This is a genomic window from Rhodococcus sp. G-MC3 (assembly GCF_030063335.1).
GTDB lineage: Bacteria > Actinomycetota > Actinomycetes > Mycobacteriales > Mycobacteriaceae > Rhodococcoides.
The window spans coordinates 1-21856 of sequence record NZ_JASISW010000035.1 but is presented as its reverse complement, the minus strand read 5'-3'; the positions used below and the strand labels follow the sequence as shown (position 1 = coordinate 21856).

The 21856-nt window shown below is 63.6% G+C and carries 20 protein-coding genes and 1 pseudogene; 7 read left to right on the top strand and 14 right to left on the bottom strand.

From position 1 onward, the window contains the following. Nucleotides 1–73: 73 nt before the first annotated feature. The 4 genes from QMK17_RS24750 to QMK17_RS24735 all read right to left on the bottom strand — a co-directional run bounded on the left by QMK17_RS24750 (nucleotide 74) and on the right by QMK17_RS24735 (nucleotide 4697). On the bottom strand, nucleotides 74–1234 hold the full coding sequence (locus tag QMK17_RS24750) for an alpha/beta hydrolase (RefSeq protein ID WP_283511949.1): 1161 nt from the start codon (nucleotides 1232–1234) through the stop codon (nucleotides 74–76). A gap of 503 nt (nucleotides 1235–1737) precedes the next feature. Continuing rightward, nucleotides 1738–3039, bottom strand: a complete 1302-nt coding sequence (locus tag QMK17_RS24745) for a DUF2254 domain-containing protein (protein WP_283511945.1) — start codon at nucleotides 3037–3039, stop codon at nucleotides 1738–1740. Between the two features lie 490 nt (nucleotides 3040–3529). Continuing rightward, a complete protein-coding gene (locus tag QMK17_RS24740) occupies nucleotides 3530–4009 on the bottom strand; it encodes a DinB family protein (RefSeq protein ID WP_283511944.1) in 480 nt (159 codons plus the stop codon). A gap of 37 nt (nucleotides 4010–4046) precedes the next feature. Continuing rightward, nucleotides 4047–4697, bottom strand: a complete 651-nt coding sequence (locus QMK17_RS24735; protein WP_283511943.1) for an SAM-dependent methyltransferase — start codon at nucleotides 4695–4697, stop codon at nucleotides 4047–4049. A 91-nt stretch (nucleotides 4698–4788) separates the two neighbouring features. On the opposite strand from QMK17_RS24735, the gene QMK17_RS24730 reads away from it, so the two are divergent. After that, the gene (locus QMK17_RS24730; protein WP_283511942.1) at nucleotides 4789–5367 is read left to right on the top strand and encodes a helix-turn-helix domain-containing protein; all 579 of its coding nucleotides are present in this window, start codon (nucleotides 4789–4791) and stop codon (nucleotides 5365–5367) included. A 37-nt stretch (nucleotides 5368–5404) separates the two neighbouring features. Here the strand turns inward: QMK17_RS24730 and QMK17_RS24725 are convergent, their stop codons facing one another. Further along, complete coding sequence (locus tag QMK17_RS24725) at nucleotides 5405–8107, bottom strand: helix-turn-helix transcriptional regulator (protein ID WP_283511941.1); 2703 nt, start codon at nucleotides 8105–8107, stop codon at nucleotides 5405–5407. A gap of 193 nt (nucleotides 8108–8300) precedes the next feature. Between QMK17_RS24725 and QMK17_RS24720 the strand changes: the two genes are divergently transcribed. Next, nucleotides 8301–8756, top strand: coding sequence for a hypothetical protein (locus tag QMK17_RS24720; RefSeq protein ID WP_283511940.1), 456 nt, complete (start codon nucleotides 8301–8303; stop codon nucleotides 8754–8756). Nucleotides 8757–8804: 48 nt separating this feature from the next. Here the strand turns inward: QMK17_RS24720 and QMK17_RS24715 are convergent, their stop codons facing one another. The 4 genes from QMK17_RS24715 to QMK17_RS24700 form a co-directional block, all read right to left on the bottom strand. Next, a complete protein-coding gene (locus QMK17_RS24715) occupies nucleotides 8805–9047 on the bottom strand; it encodes a winged helix-turn-helix transcriptional regulator (RefSeq protein ID WP_283511939.1) in 243 nt (80 codons plus the stop codon). 141 nt (nucleotides 9048–9188) lie between these two features. Beyond that, nucleotides 9189–10346, bottom strand: a complete 1158-nt coding sequence (locus QMK17_RS24710; RefSeq protein ID WP_283511938.1) for a PucR family transcriptional regulator — start codon at nucleotides 10344–10346, stop codon at nucleotides 9189–9191. A 135-nt stretch (nucleotides 10347–10481) separates the two neighbouring features. Continuing rightward, the gene (rffA, locus tag QMK17_RS24705; RefSeq protein ID WP_283511937.1) at nucleotides 10482–11660 is read right to left on the bottom strand and encodes a dTDP-4-amino-4,6-dideoxygalactose transaminase; all 1179 of its coding nucleotides are present in this window, start codon (nucleotides 11658–11660) and stop codon (nucleotides 10482–10484) included. Then, entirely contained in the window at nucleotides 11657–12640 is a 984-nt protein-coding gene (locus QMK17_RS24700) for a glycosyltransferase (protein ID WP_283511936.1), read from the bottom strand. Before QMK17_RS24700 ends, rffA begins: the two co-directional genes overlap by 4 nt. Before the next feature lie 158 nt (nucleotides 12641–12798). Here QMK17_RS24700 and QMK17_RS24695 point away from each other — a divergent pair, with 158 nt between their 5' ends. The 3 genes and pseudogenes from QMK17_RS24695 to QMK17_RS24685 form a co-directional block, all read left to right on the top strand. Further along, entirely contained in the window at nucleotides 12799–15000 is a 2202-nt protein-coding gene (locus tag QMK17_RS24695) for a DUF3488 domain-containing protein (protein ID WP_283511935.1), read from the top strand. An 11-nt stretch (nucleotides 15001–15011) separates the two neighbouring features. After that, a complete protein-coding gene (locus tag QMK17_RS24690) occupies nucleotides 15012–15443 on the top strand; it encodes a GtrA family protein (protein WP_283511934.1) in 432 nt (143 codons plus the stop codon). A 75-nt stretch (nucleotides 15444–15518) separates the two neighbouring features. Next, nucleotides 15519–15779: pseudogene (locus QMK17_RS24685) on the top strand (transposase); the annotation flags it as partial. A 1492-nt stretch (nucleotides 15780–17271) separates the two neighbouring features. Here the strand turns inward: QMK17_RS24685 and QMK17_RS24675 are convergent. The 5 genes from QMK17_RS24675 to QMK17_RS24655 form a co-directional block, all read right to left on the bottom strand. After that, nucleotides 17272–17427 carry a hypothetical protein gene (locus QMK17_RS24675; protein ID WP_283511933.1) on the bottom strand — a complete coding sequence of 52 codons (156 nt, stop codon included), beginning with the start codon at nucleotides 17425–17427 and terminating at the stop codon, nucleotides 17272–17274. A 167-nt stretch (nucleotides 17428–17594) separates the two neighbouring features. Next, nucleotides 17595–18206, bottom strand: coding sequence for a zeta toxin family protein (locus tag QMK17_RS24670; protein ID WP_283511932.1), 612 nt, complete (start codon nucleotides 18204–18206; stop codon nucleotides 17595–17597). Continuing rightward, nucleotides 18206–18565 (bottom strand): TA system antitoxin ParD family protein, encoded by a 360-nt coding sequence (locus tag QMK17_RS24665; protein WP_283511931.1) that lies wholly within the window; start codon nucleotides 18563–18565, stop codon nucleotides 18206–18208. The genes QMK17_RS24670 and QMK17_RS24665 overlap by 1 nt, the downstream gene beginning before the upstream one ends. Nucleotides 18566–18840: 275 nt before the next feature. After that, complete coding sequence (locus QMK17_RS24660) at nucleotides 18841–19515, bottom strand: Crp/Fnr family transcriptional regulator (protein WP_283511930.1); 675 nt, start codon at nucleotides 19513–19515, stop codon at nucleotides 18841–18843. 164 nt (nucleotides 19516–19679) lie between these two features. Next, complete coding sequence (locus QMK17_RS24655) at nucleotides 19680–20033, bottom strand: hypothetical protein (RefSeq protein WP_283511929.1); 354 nt, start codon at nucleotides 20031–20033, stop codon at nucleotides 19680–19682. 696 nt (nucleotides 20034–20729) lie between these two features. Between QMK17_RS24655 and QMK17_RS24650 the strand changes: the two genes are divergently transcribed. Both QMK17_RS24650 and QMK17_RS24645 read left to right on the top strand, forming a co-directional pair. After that, entirely contained in the window at nucleotides 20730–20900 is a 171-nt protein-coding gene (locus QMK17_RS24650) for a hypothetical protein (RefSeq protein WP_283511928.1), read from the top strand. Between the two features lie 29 nt (nucleotides 20901–20929). Continuing rightward, entirely contained in the window at nucleotides 20930–21733 is an 804-nt protein-coding gene (locus QMK17_RS24645; RefSeq protein ID WP_283511927.1) for a DUF3560 domain-containing protein, read from the top strand. The last annotated feature ends 123 nt before the right edge of the window (nucleotides 21734–21856 follow it).

Below are 21856 nucleotides of genomic sequence, written 5' to 3'. Positions count from 1 at the left end.
ATGGCGAATGTGTCACACAAATTTTTGAATTCACGGACAGGCGTAGAGCGCGGGAAGTTACGCTGTCTGCAGCCTACTGCGGGTTGTCGTCGCGGAACTCGGTTGCCCCTGCGGCCGGGCTGGCATCGCCCAGTTGCTGTATTCGTTCGAGGAAGGGCAACACTGTGGTTTCGATGGCCGGGTTGTAGACCTCTGGCTGTTGGATGGGGTTGGCGTGAGCAGTCTGTGGCATGCGGACCACTAGGAGTCGCCCGGGCGGCTTGCCCGTCTGTTCGAACAGCACTCGCTGACTGTAATCGACGTCGACGACCGGATCGTGTTCTCCGATCTTCGGGCGCAGGAACACGAACGCCGGCAGCGGTTTGTCCTCGAACTCGGCAGTCAACGCCTCCAAATTCTTCTGCGCACCCGAGGCGACAATGGCATTGAACTGGGATTCGATGAGACTGTTACTCGCTGCCTTACTCGAGCGAATCTTTTCGCGAAACACTTCGGTGACGACTGTGTAAAGCTCATGGGTATCGATCGACGGCACACCATCAGCCGAGTGGGTAACGAACCGGTCCTTGCGGGCAACAGTCTCCACTAGTACTCGCAGCGTGCGACTTTCACGTGCTCCGGGTAACCACCCCATCCAGCGCAGCATGTCTTCACCGGCGTCGCGGCTCCGGCTGCGAACCGCATGCAAATTGACCGGGGTGCAATCCAGCATTACAGCCCGCAACCTCAGATCGGTGTCTTCGTAGAGATGCGTAGCCACTTCCAGCGCGATGATGCCGCCCATGCTATGACCGACCACCACGATCTGGGTCACGCCACGCTGGTGTGCTCGTCGGGTGATGAGCTCGCTGATCACCGCCGTGTCCAGACCTGCATTGTCGTACTGCACTGCCCACACCTGCCCCATCAGCGCGAGCGCGGGCAGTGCGTGGGCTGTGTGCGTGGCATCGAGAATGCCCAAACCAGCCAGGTCGACCACTGCAGTCCGATCGTCGGCTCGGTCCTGCGCGTCGTACACGTGATACAAACGTGGATTTGTCCGGGCCAGCCGTTCGCGTTCTGGTCGCACGTCGTAGACGTAGTAAAAAGAACTCACAACTGCCACAACGACCAACAGCCAACCCATGCGTACCAGAGTGCGCCGCAGTGCTCCCCACCCTGCGCCGAGGCGTGTGTCCTTCAGGCGCTGTGCACGTAAGTCATCGTTCCAGTGGTCCGGATTGATCGGCGGCAGCTGGAAAAAATGACCTGCTTGTCTATCGTCGTTCTCGGGTTCCACCACGCTGGCTCCCCTCGCGGTCGAATTCCACCACTGAGTAGTCCTTTCAGTGCCGCGCGACTCGGGTGGGTGTAGTCCTACTTGCTGTGTTTTCCAGGGTAGACGCCAATGGTCGAGGGGAGGAGGTGGGAACGTGCCCGAATCTTCGACGCTTCTGATATGCCGGTGCAAGAAGCGACTAGGTCCGCCCAGAGTCTATCCTCCAGTGTTTCGTTCACTATCGCGTACTACATTGACTTGGTCGGAGACATCGACCGCGATGGGCTCACCCGAATGAGCAAGGCGAGTCAACAACGTACGCCTCGACCACCGTGCGCATCGAGGACCACGACGGTGCCCCAGCGCAGCGGGGCACCAGTCCTGCCGGCACTGAGGTGGACTTCCGATCTGCCGTTGATCCATCGCGCGAGCGAACACCTGACCGTTGCAGCTGCCGAGACACCCGTGCGTGACGCGATTCAGGCTTTCGCGTTGATCGCCGACGTAGCCACGTCGATGTGCTTGCAACACGTGTCGACGTCGATCGGGTCCGCATCGCCGCCACCGAATGCACTACGGAGAGCCGTCAGTTGTCGCACTACCGCGACGCGGATCTCGTCGTGGATCGTGGCGGTTCCGATCCGTCGGGCGAGGTCTACGGCTGCGATCACGGCCGGTGGGTTGCCGAGCCCGTACTGGCGGATGGCGTCGAATACCTGGTCGATCAATTCGGGGACGGAGGGGAGCGAGATCGTCAGACGGTAGTGTCCATCCGCGTCGTTGCGACCGAGCAGTGGAGCCGGCCGCGTTGCGAGCGGCACCATGCCGACGGCTAGCTCGGCGAGCGCGTTGCGGGCCGTATACGGGTCATTGGTGCTCGGCGACATCGCCCGAACGGCCATCTCGGTGAGCTGCTGAATCGCAAATTCGATGTCCTGACTCGGCGTACGTGTGGCATCCAGAACCACCGCGTCGCGGATCTCCTTCGCCATGGCGTCGCTGGTATTGCCGGTGAACGAGGCAATATTCTCTCCTTCGATCACGTGACTTCCGGCGCGCACGTGCATCTCCACCACGCTCCCCGCCTTGCTTGCTGCGGCGATCAACGCGTTCTCGTCGACCCTCACGACGAAACCCGATGCATCGGAGCCGACGGCGAGAGCTGTCGCAGGCAATGTTCGAGCGCCGGTGGCCTCGTCTGGGAGTTTTTTCGGATACAGAGCGTCGGTGACGGCGACGAGCTCGCCGCGGACTCGTGCCGACAGGGTGGACACCTGAATGGAATCGGCGATGTGATGGATGAAATAGACCAGGACAGCGACGTCGACCACCGCGAGAAGGACGGCGACATTGACGGCGATGTCGGGGACGAAGGTCATTGCGTCGGTGTCCGAGCGAATCGACCGCAGCACCATCAGGCTGTAAAGGAACGTGGCTCCGAAGATACCGAGTACGAACTGATTTCCCCGATCCGACATGAAATTACGAACCAACCGGGGCCCGTACGTCGAACTCGCCGTCGCGAGAACCGAAATCGTGATCGAGAACGAGGTGGCCGCCACCGCGAGCATCGAGCCGCCGATCGCGCCGAGGATGTCGCGACTGCCACTGGCCCCCACCCGATACAGCAGAAATCCCCAGGACCCGAGCGCCGTGCTGTCGAGATATCGATCCAGCATCACCAACGCTTGTGCCACTATCAACGCGGCAACCCCGAGCATCGCGGGCAGAAACCAGAACGAATCCCGGGCACGCAGAACCCGGGTTTTGAAAGAAGTCATCTATTGTCCGTCGAGTCGTAGTTCGCCATCAGCACGCGTGTTCGCAGTGGGGCGACGATATCCGATTCGACTCGTCTCGAAACCCCACATGGTCAGGTTTGGACACCCGCGATCTCGGTATCCTCCTTGATATCACTGCCTCTTTCGCGCGTTTGTCGACCGTCACCTGCGTTGTAGCACTGTCCGCAGCGCTCGTCGGATGTGGTGACGATTGAAGATTACGACCTGGACTCGAGCAACCGCGGCGGCGACGGCGATGCAGGCAAACATCCATCGAATACGCTTTCATCGTTCCGGCGTATTTCGGGTCGTGCTTATCACAGGTGGACGCGCCCGCACCGCTGCCATTCACTGTGGCGAACAACAACGATCTCGAAACCGAAAGACTGCGGGACATCTCGACCCCCGCAGCCGAAACGGTGACCCTCTACTACCGCGGCGGCGAATGTCCGACGCGCGGCTCGGCGCTGTAATGCGTGACCTCGACGCGTCATCGGCCGGTTTTCCCGTCGATCAGCTCGCGCATGATGTCGAGATGTCCGGCGTGGCGGCCGGTCTCCTCGATCATGTGTGTCAGGGCCCAGCGCATCGAGGGCCCGTTGCTGCGCCCGGAGCGTCGAGGCGCTGGGGCGGACAGGTCGTTGTAGCTGTCGATGACCTCGTTCGCCTGCCGAATCGCCTCGCGGTACTGCGTGACGACTGCGTCGAGCGTCTCGCCGTCGGGTGTGTGGAATGTGGCTTTCCAGTTCGTGGTGGTCTCGCCCAGGAAGGTGGATCGCTCAACGAAAGTTAGGTGCCGGACGAGTCCGAGCAGGTTCGTCCCCGAGGGCACTGCAGCGCTGCGAGCCGCGGACTCGTCGACGTCGCGGAGTTTGCCGGTGGCGCATTCGCGCAGATAGGTCAAAAACCCTTGCAGGACTTCTTTTTCGGTTGTACCGGTGCTCGGGGGCCGGCTATCCGGGTGCGTCATGGGGTCGAACCTTTCCTAGATGTCGCGAGTGAATTGATCACGAGGTGATGCGGCGGATCTGTAGGACGTGGTCGATCACCTCGGCATGCTCTCCTGACGGGCCGACGGCTTCGCGGCTACACGCCTGCGCTCGTTCGATACGCCATACCGCGGGGTCGAGCGCGAGTTCGGCGGCGACTTCGCTCGGCAGCGGAAAACGAACTCCGGGTCCCTTGTTCCACGACCACGGAGCTGCAGATCCGTGATCGACGATCAGCAGCAGGCCAGCGGGCGTCAGGGCGTGGGCGGCTCGACGCAAAATCTGGGCGCGGGGCAAGTCGAACGGAGTCTGTAAGTACTGGGCCGAGACCAGGTCGAAGTGGCCATCAGGGAAGGTCGCCGACAGGTCATGGCATACGGCATGCACCGTGTCGGCCAGACCGAGAGCTCGCGCACTGGCCGAAACGTGTGAAACTGCGGTGGGCGATATGTCGGTGGCCGTCACCGACCAACCCCGACGCGCCAACCACAGCGCATCGCCGCCCGTACCGCAGCCGAGGTCGAGTGCGCTGCCGGACTGCAACGTGTGTGCCACGTCCCGGAGAACTGCGTTGGCGGGCGGATTCTGAGATAGCTCACCTGACTGATAATGCTTGTCCCAGAACGCTGCTGCGTCGGGCTTCTGGGTAGCGTCCAGTGGTGGGTTCATGGCTTCTCCTGTTCGTAACGCGAGATGCCCAGTCTGCGTCGTACCTGGGCAAACTTGCACGCCGTCTTGCAGTTCTAGCAAGATGGAACGCATGGGCAGTGGCGTCGAGGACGTGATGGCAGCAGTAGGCCCCCGGTTGCGTGCTCTACGTAGCCAGCGTGGGCTGACACTGCTGGAACTGGCCGCCCGCACCGGCGTCTCGCAGAGCACACTGTCGCGGCTCGAGTCCGGGCTGCGTCGACCGAGCTTGGATTTGCTCCTGCCGCTAGCGGAGGCGTACGGGGTTGCGCTAGACGAGGTGGTCGGCGCGCCTCGCACCGGTGATCCGCGCATTCATCTGCAACCCATACATCGAGCAGGGCTCACCTTCATCCCGCTCACCCGCCGCGCCGGCGGAGTCCAGTCGTACAAGATGGTCATTCCGAAGCGGAAGTCGACAACGCGGCCAGGTTTGAAAACCCACGAAGGCTACGAGTGGCTCTACGTACTGAACGGGCAGCTGCACTTGGCTCTCGACGACAACGAATTCGTACTCTCACCAGGCGACGCCGCGGAATTCGACACGTCGCGTCCCCATGCATTGGACTCCGCAGACGGCGCGGCCGTTGAGCTTCTCATTCTCTTCGGAATGCACGGCGAACGCGTACATGTGGGCCCCAGCCCCTCCTGACGATTCCCATCGCCGACATGTGAGGCCCGACGGTCCGTCAGGAGCCGAGGTCAGACCGGTCCCGCAGTTGCCTGCGCGAGGAGATACCGAGCTTGCGGAAGATGTTGCGCAGGTGGGTGTCGACAGTACGGGGACTGATGAACAGCCGAGCCGCCACCTCGTTGGACGTCGCGCCGGTAGCTACCAGCCGGGCGATGTGTAGCTCCTGGCTGGTCAGCTGGTCTTGAGCGTGCCCAGAACGGCTGCGGGCCTTCTCCCCGGTGGCACGTAGCTCATCGGCAGCTCGCTGGGCGAATGCGTCGATGCCCGCTCCGGAGAGCAATTCATGTGCAGTGCGCAGATGCAACCGGCAGTCCCGCCGACGGCCCGCACGTCGCAACCATTGCCCATAGAGCAGATGAGCTCTGCCCCGGTAGGGCAGCAAAGGGCTCTCATTGAGATGCTCGATCGCCTCCACATAGTGCTCCTCGGCGCCCGTCACCAGCCCGCGAGCGTAGGCGGCGATACCCAGGCCGGACTCGGTGCCGGCGGCCAGTGTCCGTTCGGTCAACGAGTCCAACGCCGCGGTCGCTACGTCGCCCTTCCCACAGCGGACGGCGGCCTCGACCAGTTCCGGCAGCGCCAGACCGGCGAGGAGAAGGTCGCCGTGGGCGCTGGCCTGCTGAGCTGCAGTCAGTGCGGCCGGGTAGTCGGCCAGGCCGTTGTGCAGCACCGCCTCAGCCCAGCGCACGTTGGCGATCAACTGTCCCGAGCCGGACGCCGTCGCCGCTTGCGTGGCCTCGACGAACAGTGGCAGCGCGGCCTCGCGGTGCCCACGCATCGCAGCCAGCTGCAGCTGTGGATAGTCCAGCGGGATCGCCCCGGTCGCGTCGGCGATCGCCTCCTCCTCGGCGACCGCGGCGATGGCCGCAGCGAGGTCGCCTGTCAGCACCGCTCTGGACGTCGCCTGAGCCAGGCCCAGACGCAGTGTCATCGGCGAGCCGGACTGGCGGCCGGTCTTGAGCAACCAGTCCACGATCTCCGCGTGCACGTGCTGGTCCCACAGCTCCCCAGCAATCATGACGGCGAGTGCGGGGCGCCGGATCCACAACGGCTCGTCGCCTCCGTCCAGTGCTGTGCGCAGCAGCGGAGCGGCGGCCCGGTGCCCGTGCTCGGACAACACGGCCAAGGCGTCCAGTGCATCGGGAGCACGAGATGCCGGGGCGGAGAACTGTGCCGCGTCCAGGACTCTGTTCACCACGCCGTGGGCCCGGCCGACGACCATGCTCATCTCGAGCGCATCCAGCAGAGTGTCCCGCGATTGCTCTGGATCGACCTCGGCCAGCCGCTGCGCAGCGCGAAGCATGAGGTTCGGGCCGTTGTCGTCATTGTGTCGTAGGAAAGCAATCCGACCGCGAAGTTGATCGACATGCGCGTTCCGTCGCGTGTCCATATCGACGTTGTCGACCGTGTTGAGTAGGTCCGCAGCTGTATCGATTGTGCCTGCATCGAGGTGGGCCTGTACCGCCAACAGCGTCCGGTCGATCCTGTGTGCGGAGTCGAGCGATAACTCGGCAGCGCGTGCGGCGAAAGCGGATGCGGCCACGACACCGCCGCGTGCCTTCGCGCGCGCCGCGCACCGTTCCAGTTCGGCGGCGACATCGTCGTCGGGGCCGGAAGCGGCCTGCGCCCGATGCCAGACCTGCCGGTCGAGATCGGCGATCGGGTCAGTGACTTCGGCCAGCACACGATGAGCGTTGCGGCGTTGCTCTGCGTCCGCGACCCGGTAGACCGCAGAGCGCGCGAGCGGATGACAGAAGCGAATGCGTGTGCCGAACTCGACCAGCCCGGTTGCGGTCGCGGCAGCACTGCTGGTCGCCACGTCGATGCCGAGCAGGTGCGCGGCGGGCCATAGCAGGCCCGGGTCCCCTGTTGGGTCGGTGCTCGCGATGATCAGCAGCATCGTCGCCCCGTCGGGCAGCGTGCTCAATCGGTCGCTGAAGCCACGTTCGATGCGGGTCTCCACCGACGACGGGTCCGGCGGGGCGAAGCCGCCCGCGCTCGGCAGTTCGAGCAGCGCCAGCGGATGTCCGCGGGCCTCGGCGAGGATCCGCTCGCGCACCTGATCGTCGAGTGTCACATGACGGTGCGTCGCTAGCAGTGTCCGCGCATCTGCATCGCTCAACCCTTCTAAGACCAGGCCCGGTAGTCGATCCAGCTCGTCCGCGGGGCACGGTGTGCGGATCGCGAACAGAACGGCGATCGGTTCGACGGTGATCCGCCGGGCGAGGAACGCCAACGCCTGCGATGACGCGGTGTCCAGCCAGTGCGCGTCGTCGATCACGCACAGCAGCGGAGGACCCCCGGCCGCAGCCGCCAGCAGTTCCAGGGTCGCCAGTCCGACGCGGAAAACCTCCGGGGTGCCGGAGTCCAGCCCGAAGGCAACTCGGAGTGCGTCCCGGTGCCGGGTAGGCAGGTCGGCGAGGTGGGAGAGCAGCGGCACGCAGAGTTGGTGCAACCCGGCGAACGGCAGGTCCGCTTCGAACTCTGCTCCACAGGCGGCGACGACGTCGAACCCGGTCGCCGCGCGGGTGGCGTACGCCAGCAGTGCGCTCTTGCCGATACCCGCGGGCCCTCTCAGGACTCGAACTGCGCCGTGGCCATCGCGAGCGGAGGCCAGTAGTTCGTCGATCCGCGCGATCTCTCCCCGCCTACCGACGACGGGGGTAGAGGAGGTTGCGGACCTGCTGGCTCCTTGCATACGGGCTCCATGCCTCCGGGGATAAATCTTGGACCTGCGTAGTTATCGGATCTAGGTGATTACTACCGACGCGATTCAGCTGCCACACACGCGAAGGTTGTTACAGGTTCACCGAGGCCACTTACTCCGGTGCCAACACCGGGAACATCAGTCGTGGCTCTCCATGGTCTGTAGCCGCTATGAAAGGATCGTCATGTCAGTCTTCACCACTCGCGAGAGCGCCTCCGGCCGCCCTGCCCCTTGGGCGGATCGGACAGGCCGCACGCTGATGGCTATCACCGGGCTCTCGACCCTCATTCCGTTTGCCAACGGGATTTCTCGGGTGGCCAACGCGCCCGAGGCCTACATGTTGACGGAGTTCTGGCGCACCACTGCCTATCTCGTCTTCGCCGGATTGTGGGGGCTGCTCGCGTGGACCCCGCGCCGGCAGCCGGGCATCTGGGAACTACTACTGATCCACAAGACGGCGGTTGCTGTCTTCGCTCTGGTGAATCTCGGTGCGACCGACTCGGTGCGAGACAGCATCAGCGACAGCAGTCTCGCGGTGTCGACGCTGGTTGCGTACGTGCTGTGCCGCGGCTGGCAGGCTTGGCGTCCCGATGACGCGGCGGCAGCGCCCGCTCCCCGCAGTCCGCAGCTGTCCAGATGATTGGCCGGACGAGCAAACCGGCAAAACGGCTCCGCGACATCCGCCCACTCACGCTTCCGCGTCTGTGGCTTGGTCGTCGTAGGCGTCACGTGCAGCCTCGATCTGGGACATGTGCTGGTGCGTCCAGGCCAGCAGAACGTCAACCGGCTCGCGAAGCGTTTTGCCCAGTGGGGTCATCTGGCACTCCACCGCGATTGGCCGGGAATCGATGAGCACGCGCTTCACGATTCCGTTGCGCTCGTCGCTGCCACGGGATCCAGTGTTTCGGTCATCGTCGATCCTTCCCGCCAAGCTGAGCTCGGCGTGTCGAACCCAGGACCGGATCAACCGTTTTTCAGGCAATCCCCATGCCGGCCCCAGCGCGACGGTATGTCCTGGGCAACTAAAATTCCCGGTATCGGTGAACTGCAGCTGTGATCGGAAGGCCGAGACTCATGTGTGTTCTGGTGTGCCGCCGTTGGCGATGAAGAGGGCAACGCGTAGGTCGGCGCGATCGTCGAGGTCGGAGAGGTCGCGGCCGGTGAGATGCTCTACACGTTCGATGCGATAGTGCACGGTGTTGACGTGTAGGTGAACGGCTTCCGCGGTGCGGATCCAGGAGCCATTGTTGTCGAGGAATGTCTGCAGTGTCAGGCGGAGTGCGACGCGGGCCGGATCACCGTGGAGCAGCGGACCGAGGACTTGGCGGCTGTAGCTGGCGCGGACGGGGGCGTCGATCCCTGCCAGTAGTTCGGGCAAGCAGGTGAGGTCGTCGACTGTCGCCAGACCGCGGCCCAAAGTTGCTGCCGCTCGGCGCGCATGCCGTGCCCTCACTAGCCCACCGAAGAGGCGTTCGGTCGTGTGTACGGCGGAATCCATCCCGACGTACAGCGCGACTCGCGGATCGCAGGCTTGGACCATCTGGTGGGCCGAGACCAGATCAGCCCGACTCTCACCGGTGCGGTAGAGCGCGATGGCTTCGGTTCCGGCGTCGTGCACGACGAAAGGGAATTCGGTTACCTGCGACAGCAATTCACGTAGTGCAGCCACCGCGGCGGCCGGTCGATGAGGTGTGGTCGAAGCGACAACGATCCGGTAAGGCCCGTGGTCGGGTAGCCCGCACGCACGAATCGCGGAAGCGAGTGCGCTGCTATCGGAGGTTCCGTCGTTGATCATCGTCAGAAGTTTGTCGGCGTCGTGCTGGACTTCGGATTCGGCACTTCTGACCGATTCCCGGTAGTGCTGCAGTATTTCGGCCATCTCGTGGAGCACCCCCGGTGGCGCCTGCCGTCCGGGGTGCAGTTGGAGGAACCACGCGTCATAAGGGGAGTCCGATGCACCGACGGGCTGCCCGACGCCGCCTGCGCTCCGAATGCTTTTGTGCACCAGAGCCGATCGGGGATTATCCCACGAACGTGCGACCACACGCCCTGCGGCAGTGACCAGCACACAGGGGAATCCACCCAGATGTGCGGACATCCGGTCGAGAACAGTGTCGGCGGAGGCGTTGTCGCGCACGAGTCTCTCGAGTGCAGTGCGGACGTGGCCGGGCAGGGCCGCATGGGTCGACGATTTTCTGGTGAGCTCAGTCCACCGTTGCAGATAGATCACATCGGTGATGGTGCGGAAGCTTATGTGCGAAGGTACTAGCAGTAACGTTGGCCGGCTGCACTCTACCCACCGGCGCAGAGACCGTGGGCGCAGTCGAGGCCCAATCGTTGCCCGCAATAGCGCTTGCTCCTCCGCTTACCAGCTGAATGCGTCGACCGCGTCGAGAATGCGATCTTGCTGATCGACATTCAACAATGGCCACAGGGGCAACCTGAGGATCGTCGAGGAGAATTCGGCACTGCGCACGCACGGGTTCGGTGTACGGCCGTACTTCTTACCCGCGGTACTGGTGTCGAGCGGGACGTAATGGAAGGGGGCGGAGATGCCGGACTTCGCAAGATGGCGGATCAGTCGGTCGCGACTGTCCTCGGTCGGCATCCGTAGGTAGAACAGATGAGCCGTATGTTCACGTTCCGGAGGGATCGTCATGAGGTGTGCATCGTGCGCCGATGCCCAGCGGGACAACCCTTTCGAGTAGGCATTCCAGACGCGGTGCCGTCCGGCCTGGATCGCATCGAACTCGGACAACTGCGCGTCGAGCACGGCGGCATTCAACTCGCTCGGCAGATAGCTCGACCCGATGTCCTGCCATGAGTACTTGTCCACCTGGCCACGCAGGAACCGAGCCCGGTCGGTGCCCTTCTCTCGCATGATCTCGGCACGTTCCATGAGGAGATCGTCGGACAGCAGTAGCGCACCGCCTTCCCCGCAATGAACATTCTTGGTGTCGTGAAAGCTCTGCGTTCCGACGGTTCCGAGGGTGCCGAGGGCGCGGCCTCGCCATGTTCCGCCCAATCCGTGGGCGTTGTCTTCGATCAACGCGAAACCGTGTAGCTCGGCGAGCTCGAGCAAGGGCGCCATGTCGGCGGCCACTCCGCCGTAGTGCATGACCAGCACAGCCTTGGTGTGCTCGGTGACCGCCTCGGAAACCGCACTTGCGTCGATGTTCCCGGTCTCGATGTCGATGTCGACGAATACGCAGGTAGCGCCCCGAAGAGCGATGGCAGTCGCTGCGGAGCTGAACGCGAAGCTCGGCAGTATCGCCTCATCCCCAGGGCCCAGCTCGAGTAGTAGCGCGCCCAATTCCAGCGCGTGTGTGCACGAGGTCGTCAACAGAGCGTGGGGTGATCCGACGATCGCTTTGAGGCGCGCCGTAGCGGACTTGGTGAACTGCCCGTCGCCGTGGCTGTGATCGGACTCCAGTACGGTCGCCAGATTGGCCAGCTCGTTAGCAGCCCGATACGGACGGCTGAAGATGATGCGGTCCGGTGTCGCGCAGTGGCCCGATTCGGTCGCCAATGCCTCGACCCTCATCGGCCGGATACCTGTCGGTCGATCACGCTCGGCGCCGGAGCGTCGACGGTGAGGTACAGCGGTTTGCCGGCCAGGATGTGCAGAGCGACGCCCAGATATTCGGCAATGAGACCCAGCGAGAACAAGATTGCGCCCGAACACACGAGCAGCACCACGATCATCGACGCCCAACCTGCGGGATCACTGTTGTCACCGCTCAACGCCTGATAGACGATCACCGCAGCCATGACAACACCCAGCAGTGCGAGGGTCACACCGAGCAGGCTGACCACACGGAGGCCGCGGGTGCCGCTGCACAGCACCATCTTCCAGAACAATGAGAACAAGCGGCGGTAGTTGTAACCGGACTCATCGCGTTCCTCGGCGCGCAGCACCACGGGAACTGTGGCAGTGGTGCCCACCACCCAGGTCAACGCCACGTCCAGGTAGGCGCCGTTGGCAGCCACCTCGGCAAGCTGGCGGCCGATATCGCCGCGAATCAAGCGATAGCTCTCGAACCTCGTCGAGGCCGGAAATGCAAACACGGTTGCGAGCACGATCTTTGCGCCGCGTGAGGTGAGGTTGCGCAGGAAACCATGTGGGCGCGTGTTCGTCGGACTGGAATACACAAGGTCGGCGCGCTCGGACAGCGCCGCATCGATGAAAGAAGCGATGTTCGCAGGATCGTGCTGCCCGTCCTCGTCCATGGTGACGATCCAGTCTCCGCGCGCGGCCGCCATCCCAGCGATGGTCGCGGCATCCTGGCCGTAGTTGCGGCTGAGCCACACCGCACGCACCTCCTCGACGCGGCGCTCCAGCTCGAGCAGAACCGTATCCGACCGGTCCGGCCCGTTGTCGTGAACAAGAACGACCTCGGTCACGGCGAATTCGGCGCCGCCGGGGGTGATGGTGGGTGCAGTGAGTGCTGTGAGTTCTTCCACCAGCGCTGCGACCGTTCGCTCGCCCCGGTAGACGGGTACTACGACTGAAACCGAGTGCACCGGCTCCTCCTCATCCCTGGTCGAGACGCCCGAAGCCAAATCCACCACGAACTCCTCGGACATTAACACGCGGGCACCCTCTCGGTAGTGCAGCTGAGCGGCTCTGTTGCGACAACGAAGCTGGACTTGCCGCGTCCCTGTAGGGTGAGGAACTCGTGGTGGAAACTCGCAATCTTGCCCGCCGAGACGTGTACGCGTGGGGCGGCGTCACGGCCGCCGCTATCGTTGCCGGGTATCTGGCTGTGGTGCTAGCCAACGCTCGACATTTCTATTCCGACGACACCGAGTCCCAGTACGCTCCGCTGTGGGTGATGCTCGGCCAGCAATTGCGCAAAGGCCAGCTACCAAGCCTCGTACCCGAGCACTGGATGGCGGGCAACTACACAATCGAGGAAGCAGGTCTCCTCAACCCCCCTCAGCTGCTGATCGACTTGATCGCGCCCTCGATCGACAACTTGGCGCTGTACGCCACCGTCGTGAAGCTTGTCTTTGCCGTGATTCTGGGTTTGGGTGTTTATCGGGTTTGCCTGGAATACGGCTCCAGGGCCCCCTGGGCAGCAGTCGCGGGCGCTAGCGTCCCGTTCACAGGCTTCCTACTGTTCCTCGACGAGGCCAGCTGGATGACCGCCTTCACGGGCACCGCCTGGTTGGTGCATGCCTGGGCATCAGCGGTGCGGTACGCCCGCGGACGAAGCGGACCGATCCCCGTCTTCGTGTTTCTCTATTTTGCGATGTCGGTCCAATACGTCTTCCCCGCAGTCGAAGCGGGGCTGATGATCGGCGCCGTCGTAGTCGGCGAGGTCGTCTATCAAAGACGTTGGGCGCCGTCGTTGCGCGTGCTCGCAGTGTCGACTTGCGCCGCAGCTGCGGGGCTCGCTACGTATCTGCCGAGCCTGCTCTCCGCAGGAGTCACGTGGCGCGGAGTGTCGGAGATAAAGAACGATCAGTTTCTCACCGTGCCCTGGTCGGAGTCGCTCAACGCCAGCTTGCCCAGCACTTTGCCGGCCTTCACCTCATGGTGGGGATACATTCAACCGCTGCCGTTGGTCTACATAGCGTGGTTCTTGATCCCGGCGCTGGCGTTCATCGATTGGCGCAAAGCAGCAGCTTCGGCGCGGGAAATGAGCGCGGTCGCCCTGTTCACGGCGATTGTGTTGATGTGGACTGCGGGGCCGGGCACGATCGGCCCGCTCCGCTGGCCGGCGCGAGTCCTGCCGATGGTGGCCATAGGGTTGCTGGTATTGGTGTGCACGCTGCTGGGTAGGTACGCCACCACCGATGGGTGGCGCCGCCGAGCCGGCGCTGCAGGCGTAGTGATCGGACTGCTGTTCGTGCGGTCGTCGTCGGCGGCCCCAGCGGAACTGGGGTGGCACATCGTCGCGGTGCTCTTCGTCCTCGCACTGGGTGGCGTAATGGTGTGGCTCGGACGGCTCAGAGGGACTGCGGTGACGTGCGTGGTCGCGGTCATCGCGGTCTTTCCTATCGCTTACGTCCAGGTGCGGGCCGCTCAACCCACCCCGATGAGCTGGAACCTACCAGAGAAGCGCTCCGATATGAAGGAAGCTTTCCCCGAGTTCGACGGGACCACACTGCAACTGGCAGACCGGGCAATGATAAAGCCGGATGAACGGACCCTCGAGGGCGCCTACGGCTCACTTGCCTTCGGCAACTACCCCAAGAATCTCGAGCTGACGTACACGGGTGGCTACACACCCAACGGTCACTACTGGTTCGGTGAGATGCTCTGCATGCGTTGGGACATGAGCGTCTGCCCAGACGCTTACCGTCGAGCCTTCGTCGTCGAACCGTCGACCGGTCGCACCATCGTCGATTTGATGAACGTCGACCGGGTGGTGTTGCAGCGCGCCCTTTACCCCGATGCACAAATGCAGCCGGCGCCGGACGGATGGAAGTGGGTCGACTCACCAGGCCACGAGGGCTACATCTCGGTTCTCGAACGGAACGACGGGCCGGTCTCGACTCGTAACGGTCGAATCTCCGATGTGCAGGGGACGACCGCCACGTCGACGTCGGAGTCCAATACGACGAGCCAAGCCACCGTCAGCTCCGACAAGGGTGGACATGTCGTCTTCGCGCGGCTCGCCTGGCCCGGCTATCGTGCAACACTCGACGGTAGACCCGTTCCGATCGATGTGGTCGGGAAATCGTTTGTGATCGTACAGATTCCAGCAGGAACAAGCGATGCTCAGTTGGTTCTCACGTGGCGTCCGCCGGGATGGAAAATCGGTGGAGCCACCATCGTCGCCGGCCTGGCCGGTCTCGTCGTCCTCGAATTGATGTACCTCCGATCCCGGCGGCGGCGAGACCCGGTCGCCGCTGATAGGGTCGTGGAGCCGTGACGGAGGATGTTGTGGACCCGCAAGACCGGGGGCCGCTCCTGCGCATAGTTCGCCGTCAGCCGATTGCGTTTGCCGTCGTCGGGGTGGTCAACACCATCATCGGGTATTTGATGTTCGTGCTCTGGTCGCTGATACTCGACAACGACCAGCTCTACCAGGTGGCGGTAGTGGGCGCATACAGCGTGACCGTCACCGTGGCATTCGTGCTGCACCGGACCCTCGTTTTTCGGGTGCACGGCCACCTGGCCCGAGACTTCGGTGCGTTCGTCGCGGTCAATTCCGGCGGGCTCGCGCTGAATCTGCTCCTGGGAACCTTCCTCGTTTCAATCCTCGACTGGCCACCGTTGCCGACGCAAGCGCTGGTGATGGCAGTTGTTGCCGCCATGAGCTTCTTCGGGCATCGCCACCTCTCGTTCCGGCGCACAGCGGAACGCCGGTCTTGACCAGATGATCGGCCCAGGGATTTCGGACAGTGGACCCGCTTAGAACAGGGATCTACTGAAATGAGCCAGACCAGCATGAGCAGATCACGACGATCGTTCTCTGCAGAGTTCAAGGATGAACTGTGCCGCGAGGTCATCGATTCGTCCAAGCCGGTCAGTGAGGTCGCCAAGGCGTACGGTGTCGGCGACGACAGTGTGCGCCGGTGGCTGGCGAAGTACCGCGACACTCACGGCGGCGGCGTGGACACCGAACTCACGGTGACCGAACGAGCACGCATCGCCCAGCTCGAACGCGAGAATCGAGAACTTCGGGCAGAGGCAGCGTTTCTGAAAAAAGTAGCCTTAGAATCAAAGGGTCAGCGCAACAGTGCAGTTCGATGAGGGTGTGGGTGTCGAGGATCGGCCGTCCAGGAATGTCGGATCAGGGGAAGATGGAGTTGTGGAGGCGATGGCGGTCCGGCGGAAACGAACGACAACACCAATAAGCTCTTGCGCCAGTACCTTCCGAAGGGCACATACATAGGAGATTTGACTCAGCAAGATCTCGATTCGATCGCAGCCGAACTGAACAACCGTCCACGAAAGTGCCTTCGGTTCAGGTCACCCGCAGAGTGCCTTGCCGCGGAGCTTGTTGCGTTGACAGGTTGAATTTAAGGCCTCTTATGCCGGTGATCGCGGGTGGGGTGGGCGCGAGTCGAGGGTGCTGAGCAGTTCGAGGTAGACCATCTCCCGTCGGGGTTCATCTCGTGACGCGGCGTCGGCTGCTTGGTCGGTGAGTCGAGGGCGGCGGCTCTCGTTGGCGGAAAAGTCGGTGCAGCTTTCGCAGATCGTTTCGTAGTTGCAGTCCAGTAGTATTGGGCGGATGCAGGTTCGACCGAGACCGATCAACCGCTCTGACACCGATTCTTTTGGGCAACAGACAGATTGACGTGACAACCCGTTATCGGGCGCCAACGAACGTCGACCTGACGTATGGCACCTCATCGGCAATGAATGTCATTATGTATAGAGCGTGAGATATATTGTGTCACAGCGTATTATCGACGCGAGTCGACACCGACACGGCGTCACCGGGTCGGTGACATGGATGGGCAGCCGTTGGGCTCCGGCGAATGCCAGGTTCGCTACACAATCAAATCCCTTGTGAGCACACCACATAGCGTCTCCACGCGGTCGCCACGTCCCGGCAGAATTCGATTGATCTCGCTGACCGACCTATCGGCAGCCCCTGGTCGAACCGATCCGGCGACACTCGAGACCTGCACTGTGGCGGGGGTCCTGGATATCCGTGAATGCCGCGTGCAGGCCTGGGGATCGGGCGGCGACAGCCCTGAAATGGGGCTGGGCTCACCACACGGAAGCCGTTCTCCCGCTCTATAGTTAGCGGGAGAACGGCTTCCCGCGTGGCACCGCTTCTTGATGGCGCGCGTGGGGTGCAGACATCGAGCTCGTGGGCTTCCCGGTGTTGGGTTTGCCGCAGAACCGGGGGCTGAAACCTGTCCGCGCGAAAGAATTCAATTCGGACGACCCACGTCGGGCATCCCGGCGTGCAGCGGGTCTTGGCGGTGCGACGACCGAGTTCCCTCAGATACGGGGACTCTCGCAGCGCACCTTGATGTACATGCGAACCTTCGCCGGCGAGTTTCGAGCCAAGTGCGCAACAGGCTGTTCTCGGAACCTCGACCCACTGATTATCGCTGTGACCAGTCATTAAGCGTCGTTGAGTGGACTCACTGACGTCGGTGCGAATCTATATGTTGCCGGTATCGGAACGAAGGTAGCCGAGGAGATCGCGTACCGCCATGGACAGCTCCCCGTAGGCGTGCTCTTAGAACTGGGGTGTCATCGCGTCCATGGCAGTGCCATCGAAGGCGGCAAGGATCTCCTCCACCTCGGTGATGCGCTGCTCGTCGACGGCCAGTGGTGATTCGTCATTCGTCGAGGCCGGACGCTTCGGATCGGATTCGGGCTTACTCGACGGCATGATCACCATGTTGCCCGCCCACCTGCTGTCCCACGAAGGATTCTGCCGACTGGTTGTGAACTGGTTGCGTTGCGCGCGGGTTTTTCAGTTCTGTTGGCCGGCTGTCGGGCGAATGTATCCGGCGTTCAGTTGTCGCGTGAGTTCGGCGTCGAGTCGCCGTACCGCGATCACTGGTCCGATTCTGGTGGTGTCGTGTGCCGAGGTATGTTTCTGCTGCCGAGGAGGGCGGCGGGCGCCCATGTGGGCCAGCTCGCTGGCCCTATGAGTGCGCCGTGGGTGTACCGGGCGCACGGCCGGAACGGGGTTTGTGCGCTGCCGTTGTCGAACACCTCGACGACGTCGGCGATGTCGATCGCGGCATCGAGATGGGTCCACAGTCGCTCGTATCGCTCTCGGATCTTCTGCTCCGGTACGACATGTCCGCCGCGGCGTACCCGCTCGACGACGCGCTGCACGGTCAGCTCGACAGGAACGATGATGATCTGCAGGTGGACGAGGTAGCCGGCGTTCACGGCGTCGGAGACCAACTGAACTTTGCTCGGATGCGAAAACACGGTTTCGGTGATGAACGAGTGCCTCTGGGCGATGTGGTCTCGACGTCGGGCTTCGGCGATTCGGGCGGCCTCGTATGCGTGTTCGGCCTGCGCATCGGGCCAGCGTTCGAGGGCAATCTCGTCGGCGTTGATGAACGGGAGCCGGGTGGCTGGGATCAGCACATCGCGAACATAGGTCGATTTGCCGGCACCATTGGGTCCGGCCAGAAGATGCAGCAGGGGCATCAGCTGTGAGCAGGGTGCACGATGAGGTTGCCGTCGTCGTCGACTTCCGAGTACGACTCCCCCGCTGCCGCGAACTGGGCGGCATAGTTCTGCCGGCTTCGAAGGGTCGTGGCCCGATCGGTCCACTCCTCGCGGACGATGGCCGCCTCGTGTTCACCGAGCGCGTCGTAGGAACCGGCACCGGCGAGAACCTCGGTGACCGCACGGTGATTCACCCGCGGCGACATCTCGAGTTCACGCCCGATGCGCGCCCAGTGCGCAATCTGCTGCGGCACCGTGCGGGAGGTGGTGAGCGTGGCCGCCGCGGCCGATTCGTACACATCGGCCGGCAGACGGGTCGGCTGACTAGCCCTGGTCATACCTACATGGTAGCACCGTGCTACATACCAGTACTGCCGCCCTGTCCGGCTACCCGCAGGGAACATCGACAGCAACGTTCGACATCGCCGGGCGCCGCATGAGCACGATACCGAAACCGCGGTGACCTGCCGCTTTCTCGTGAAGGTAAGCCAACTATCGAACTGTATGGACACGAATCAGGCGGGGGGCTACAGGGCTGCATACATTCATAGAGTCGAAGAAGCAGCCTGCATCGAGTGCGGCTCCGTGGCGCCCTGGCGGCTAGTTTCCCGGGTCAGCGGGCTCGGCGGGCAAGACGCTCGGAATCGAGGATCAGCACGCTCTTGCCTTCCAAACGCAGCCATCCACGGTTCGCGAACTCGGCGAGTGCTTTGTTGACCGTCTCGCGCGATGCGCCGACCAGCTGCGCGATTTCCTCCTGAGTCAGATCGTGCGTGACGCGCAACGCGCCGGCTTCCTGGGTACCGAAACGTTGCGCGAGCTGTAAGAGGGCCTTGGCGACGCGGCCCGGGACATCGGTGAAAATCAGGTCGGCGAGGTTGTCATTCGTGCGGCGCAGGCGGCGGGCGAGTACGCGCAGCAGTTGCCCGGCCACTTCGGGACGCTGATCGATCCATTCCTTGAGAGCATCTCGATCCATGCTGACAGCGCGCACGTCGGTAATAGTGGTGACCGTGGACGTACGGGGCCCAGGATCGAAGATCGCCAGTTCGCCGAACATGTCCGACGGACCCATCACCGTCAGTAGGTTCTCGCGGCCGTCCGGCGTGCTGCGACCGACCTTGATCTTTCCCGCGACAATGATGTAGAGCCGATCTCCAGGGTCACCCTCGGTGAAGATTCGGTGTCCGCGAGGAAAATCGACCGGCTGCAGCTGCTGCGTCAGCGCTGCTACTGCAGACTGCTCGACTCCCTGAAAAATGCCTGCCCGGGCCAGGACCTCATCCATCGCACTCCTTCTTCGGTACCTCGACCCTGTTCTATGTCGACGCCGTTCATCTTCTCACTTGATCGAGGAGTGTCATCGATGAGCACCGGCCTGCGCGGGTTGCGCATGGTGGCGTTCACCGACTGCCTCATCGGACGGCACCATTGCAGAGCCCAGAGGGTTTTCTAGAACATCGCCAACTGCGCGGCGTCGATGCGGCTACGGCGGGTCCGTGGGCGCGCTGCCGGTGCCGGTGCCGGTGGTGCCGGGGTGGGCGCGTTGATGGGTGTGCCGATTCCGGCGCGGCTGGCGAGGACAGCGCGTACATACAGCCGGCGAGCGTCCTGCGCGCGCCCGCTGGGGCTCTCGCGCTCGTTCCAGTGCGATCGCCACGCCGGCGATCCTGCCTGCGGCATGGCCATTGCTCGGTCGGTCAATCGGTCGAGTAGTACATCGATCTTCTCGGTCAGCGCCGCAGCGAGTCCGTCGAGTACCGGCTCCGGGACACCCGCCACCTCGAACGCGTCGCTCTCGCTCATGGCATGGACTGTAGATCCATATTCCGACATTCCGTCTGTTCTGCGTCCGCACGGCGCCCCGTGTCGGCGTCGGAATTCGCGCCAAGCAAGCGTCCGTGGGTGTCAGCGTCCCTGGACAGGGCGAGTGCCAGTGCTGTCTGGCAGGCGATTTCGCGGGTCAGGGGCGGGCCGAGCAGTGTTCGGATCCTCGTAGTGATCGAGTATTCATCGCGCCACCGACACGCTGCATCTACAGGCGAGGGCCGACCCGGCCTATCATGAAGGGCGGCAACACATTTTAGAGGAAACCGATCGATGCTCGGGTGCGTCCAACACAGCGCGGAAAGCACAGCCGGGCGCGGTCGCCGGTGCCGATGACCCGTTCGGCCACCGTGGACGCGGCGATCTCCGCGGCTACCGCTCGGATGCCGCTGCGGCGGGAGTGGACCCCGCCGAGAAGCGCTGAGAGTCTAGTGAGCGTTCCGGGATCAAACCCGTCACCTGAGCTACACACCCGCAGTCATCCACAACGACCTGCGCGGCACAACCGTCAGTGTCCTGTGGACCGCCGCAAACATCCTTGCCGACAACCCCGCCAGCACCGATGCAATCGCCGAAGCCATCGCCCAGGTAGGACATCGCGACCACGAACTCCGGACGCAAACCCACCGCACCGTCGAGCACATCGCCGCCGCACGCGCAGCAGCTCGCTGGACCATGCGCGCCGCATTGACCGGCAGCGAACCCCGCCACCGGTGGGCGACCTGGCAGAGCGCAGCACAACGCGGCCAGTTCAGCCTGTGGCCGATCCTCGCCGACCTCGCCGCACGCCACCACGGCGAGCACGACCACCAGCTCGGACTCACTCCAGACCACTACACCCACTGACCCGTAGCAGCGCACCGAAAGGCGAAGACATGGACACCTCGAGCACCCTCACACCCCGCAGCACCGCACCGAAAGGCGACGACATGGACACCTCGAGCACCCTCACACCCCGCACCGCCGTGTGGGCACGCGACCGCCGCGGCGACGTTGTCGCCGGAAACGTCCTGCAGGACAGCAGCCCCGCCGGGATCCCGCCGAGTTCTCATCGCCTACAACACCGAACACCCCCGGACAGGCGACACCTGGGGAGCGCACGAGCGCCCCGACGTGTGGCCTCGGCCCTGACCGCCCCACCTGCCGCAACATCACCCGAGCGAAGGAACCCCAGCGCATGTTCACCATCACCCACACCGCCGAAGCCGGAACCCTCATCGGCGGCACCAGCAAAAGGCGACGGCACCAACGTCATCCTCAAAGCCTACGGCTGGCGCTGGTTCGCGAGCCTGATCACCTGGGGAATCCGTGGCAGCCGAGACCGCCCGCCCCAACGCCGCATAATCGACGCCACCGCCGCTGCGCTCCGCACCGCAGGATTCGACGTCGAGCTCGACATCGACACCACCGCGCGGCCCGCCGCGCTCGTCGAATCAGACCGCGCCGAACGGCAAACCGACCGCGTCGCCGCCCTCGCCGCCCTCGGCGCCAAGGCCGAACGCCGCAGCGAGAGAGCAGATGCGGCCTGGGAGGCAGAGCAGCGCGCCGTCGCCGCCCTGCCCCCGGCAGGGGAGCCGATCAAAATCGGGCACCACTCCGAAGGCCGGCACCGACACGCGATCGACAAAGCCTACAACGCCACCCGGAAGGCGATCGCCGCCACCGACGCAGCGAAATGAATCACCCTAGGTTTGATGCCGCTTCCTTCTGAGTCAGGAAGGATGAGCACATGCCCAAGAAAATCGATCCAGAGGTCCGTGCGAGGGCCCTGCGGTTGCTGGAAGCACACGGAGCGGAATACG

Excerpts from the sequence above, each read along its gene's own strand:
- QMK17_RS24735 (WP_283511943.1), bottom strand. The coding sequence starts at position 4,697 with ATGAACCCACCACTGGACGCTACCCAGAAGCCCGACGCAGCAGCGTTC.
- QMK17_RS24745 (WP_283511945.1), bottom strand. The coding sequence starts at position 3,039 with ATGACTTCTTTCAAAACCCGGGTTCTGCGTGCCCGGGATTCGTTCTGG.
- QMK17_RS24720 (WP_283511940.1), top strand. The coding sequence starts at position 8,301 with ATGTCAGTCTTCACCACTCGCGAGAGCGCCTCCGGCCGCCCTGCCCCT.
- QMK17_RS24650 (WP_283511928.1), top strand. The coding sequence starts at position 20,730 with ATGCGCGCCGCATTGACCGGCAGCGAACCCCGCCACCGGTGGGCGACC.
- QMK17_RS24740 (WP_283511944.1), bottom strand. The coding sequence starts at position 4,009 with ATGACGCACCCGGATAGCCGGCCCCCGAGCACCGGTACAACCGAAAAA.
- QMK17_RS24655 (WP_283511929.1), bottom strand. The coding sequence starts at position 20,033 with ATGAGCGAGAGCGACGCGTTCGAGGTGGCGGGTGTCCCGGAGCCGGTA.
- QMK17_RS24665 (WP_283511931.1), bottom strand. The coding sequence starts at position 18,565 with ATGACCAGGGCTAGTCAGCCGACCCGTCTGCCGGCCGATGTGTACGAA.
- QMK17_RS24670 (WP_283511932.1), bottom strand. The coding sequence starts at position 18,206 with ATGCCCCTGCTGCATCTTCTGGCCGGACCCAATGGTGCCGGCAAATCG.
- QMK17_RS24675 (WP_283511933.1), bottom strand. The coding sequence starts at position 17,427 with ATGCCGTCGAGTAAGCCCGAATCCGATCCGAAGCGTCCGGCCTCGACG.
- rffA (WP_283511937.1), bottom strand. The coding sequence starts at position 11,660 with ATGAGGGTCGAGGCATTGGCGACCGAATCGGGCCACTGCGCGACACCG.
- QMK17_RS24645 (WP_283511927.1), top strand. The coding sequence starts at position 20,930 with ATGGACACCTCGAGCACCCTCACACCCCGCAGCACCGCACCGAAAGGC.
- QMK17_RS24660 (WP_283511930.1), bottom strand. The coding sequence starts at position 19,515 with ATGGATGAGGTCCTGGCCCGGGCAGGCATTTTTCAGGGAGTCGAGCAG.
- QMK17_RS24730 (WP_283511942.1), top strand. The coding sequence starts at position 4,789 with ATGGGCAGTGGCGTCGAGGACGTGATGGCAGCAGTAGGCCCCCGGTTG.
- QMK17_RS24725 (WP_283511941.1), bottom strand. The coding sequence starts at position 8,107 with ATGCAAGGAGCCAGCAGGTCCGCAACCTCCTCTACCCCCGTCGTCGGT.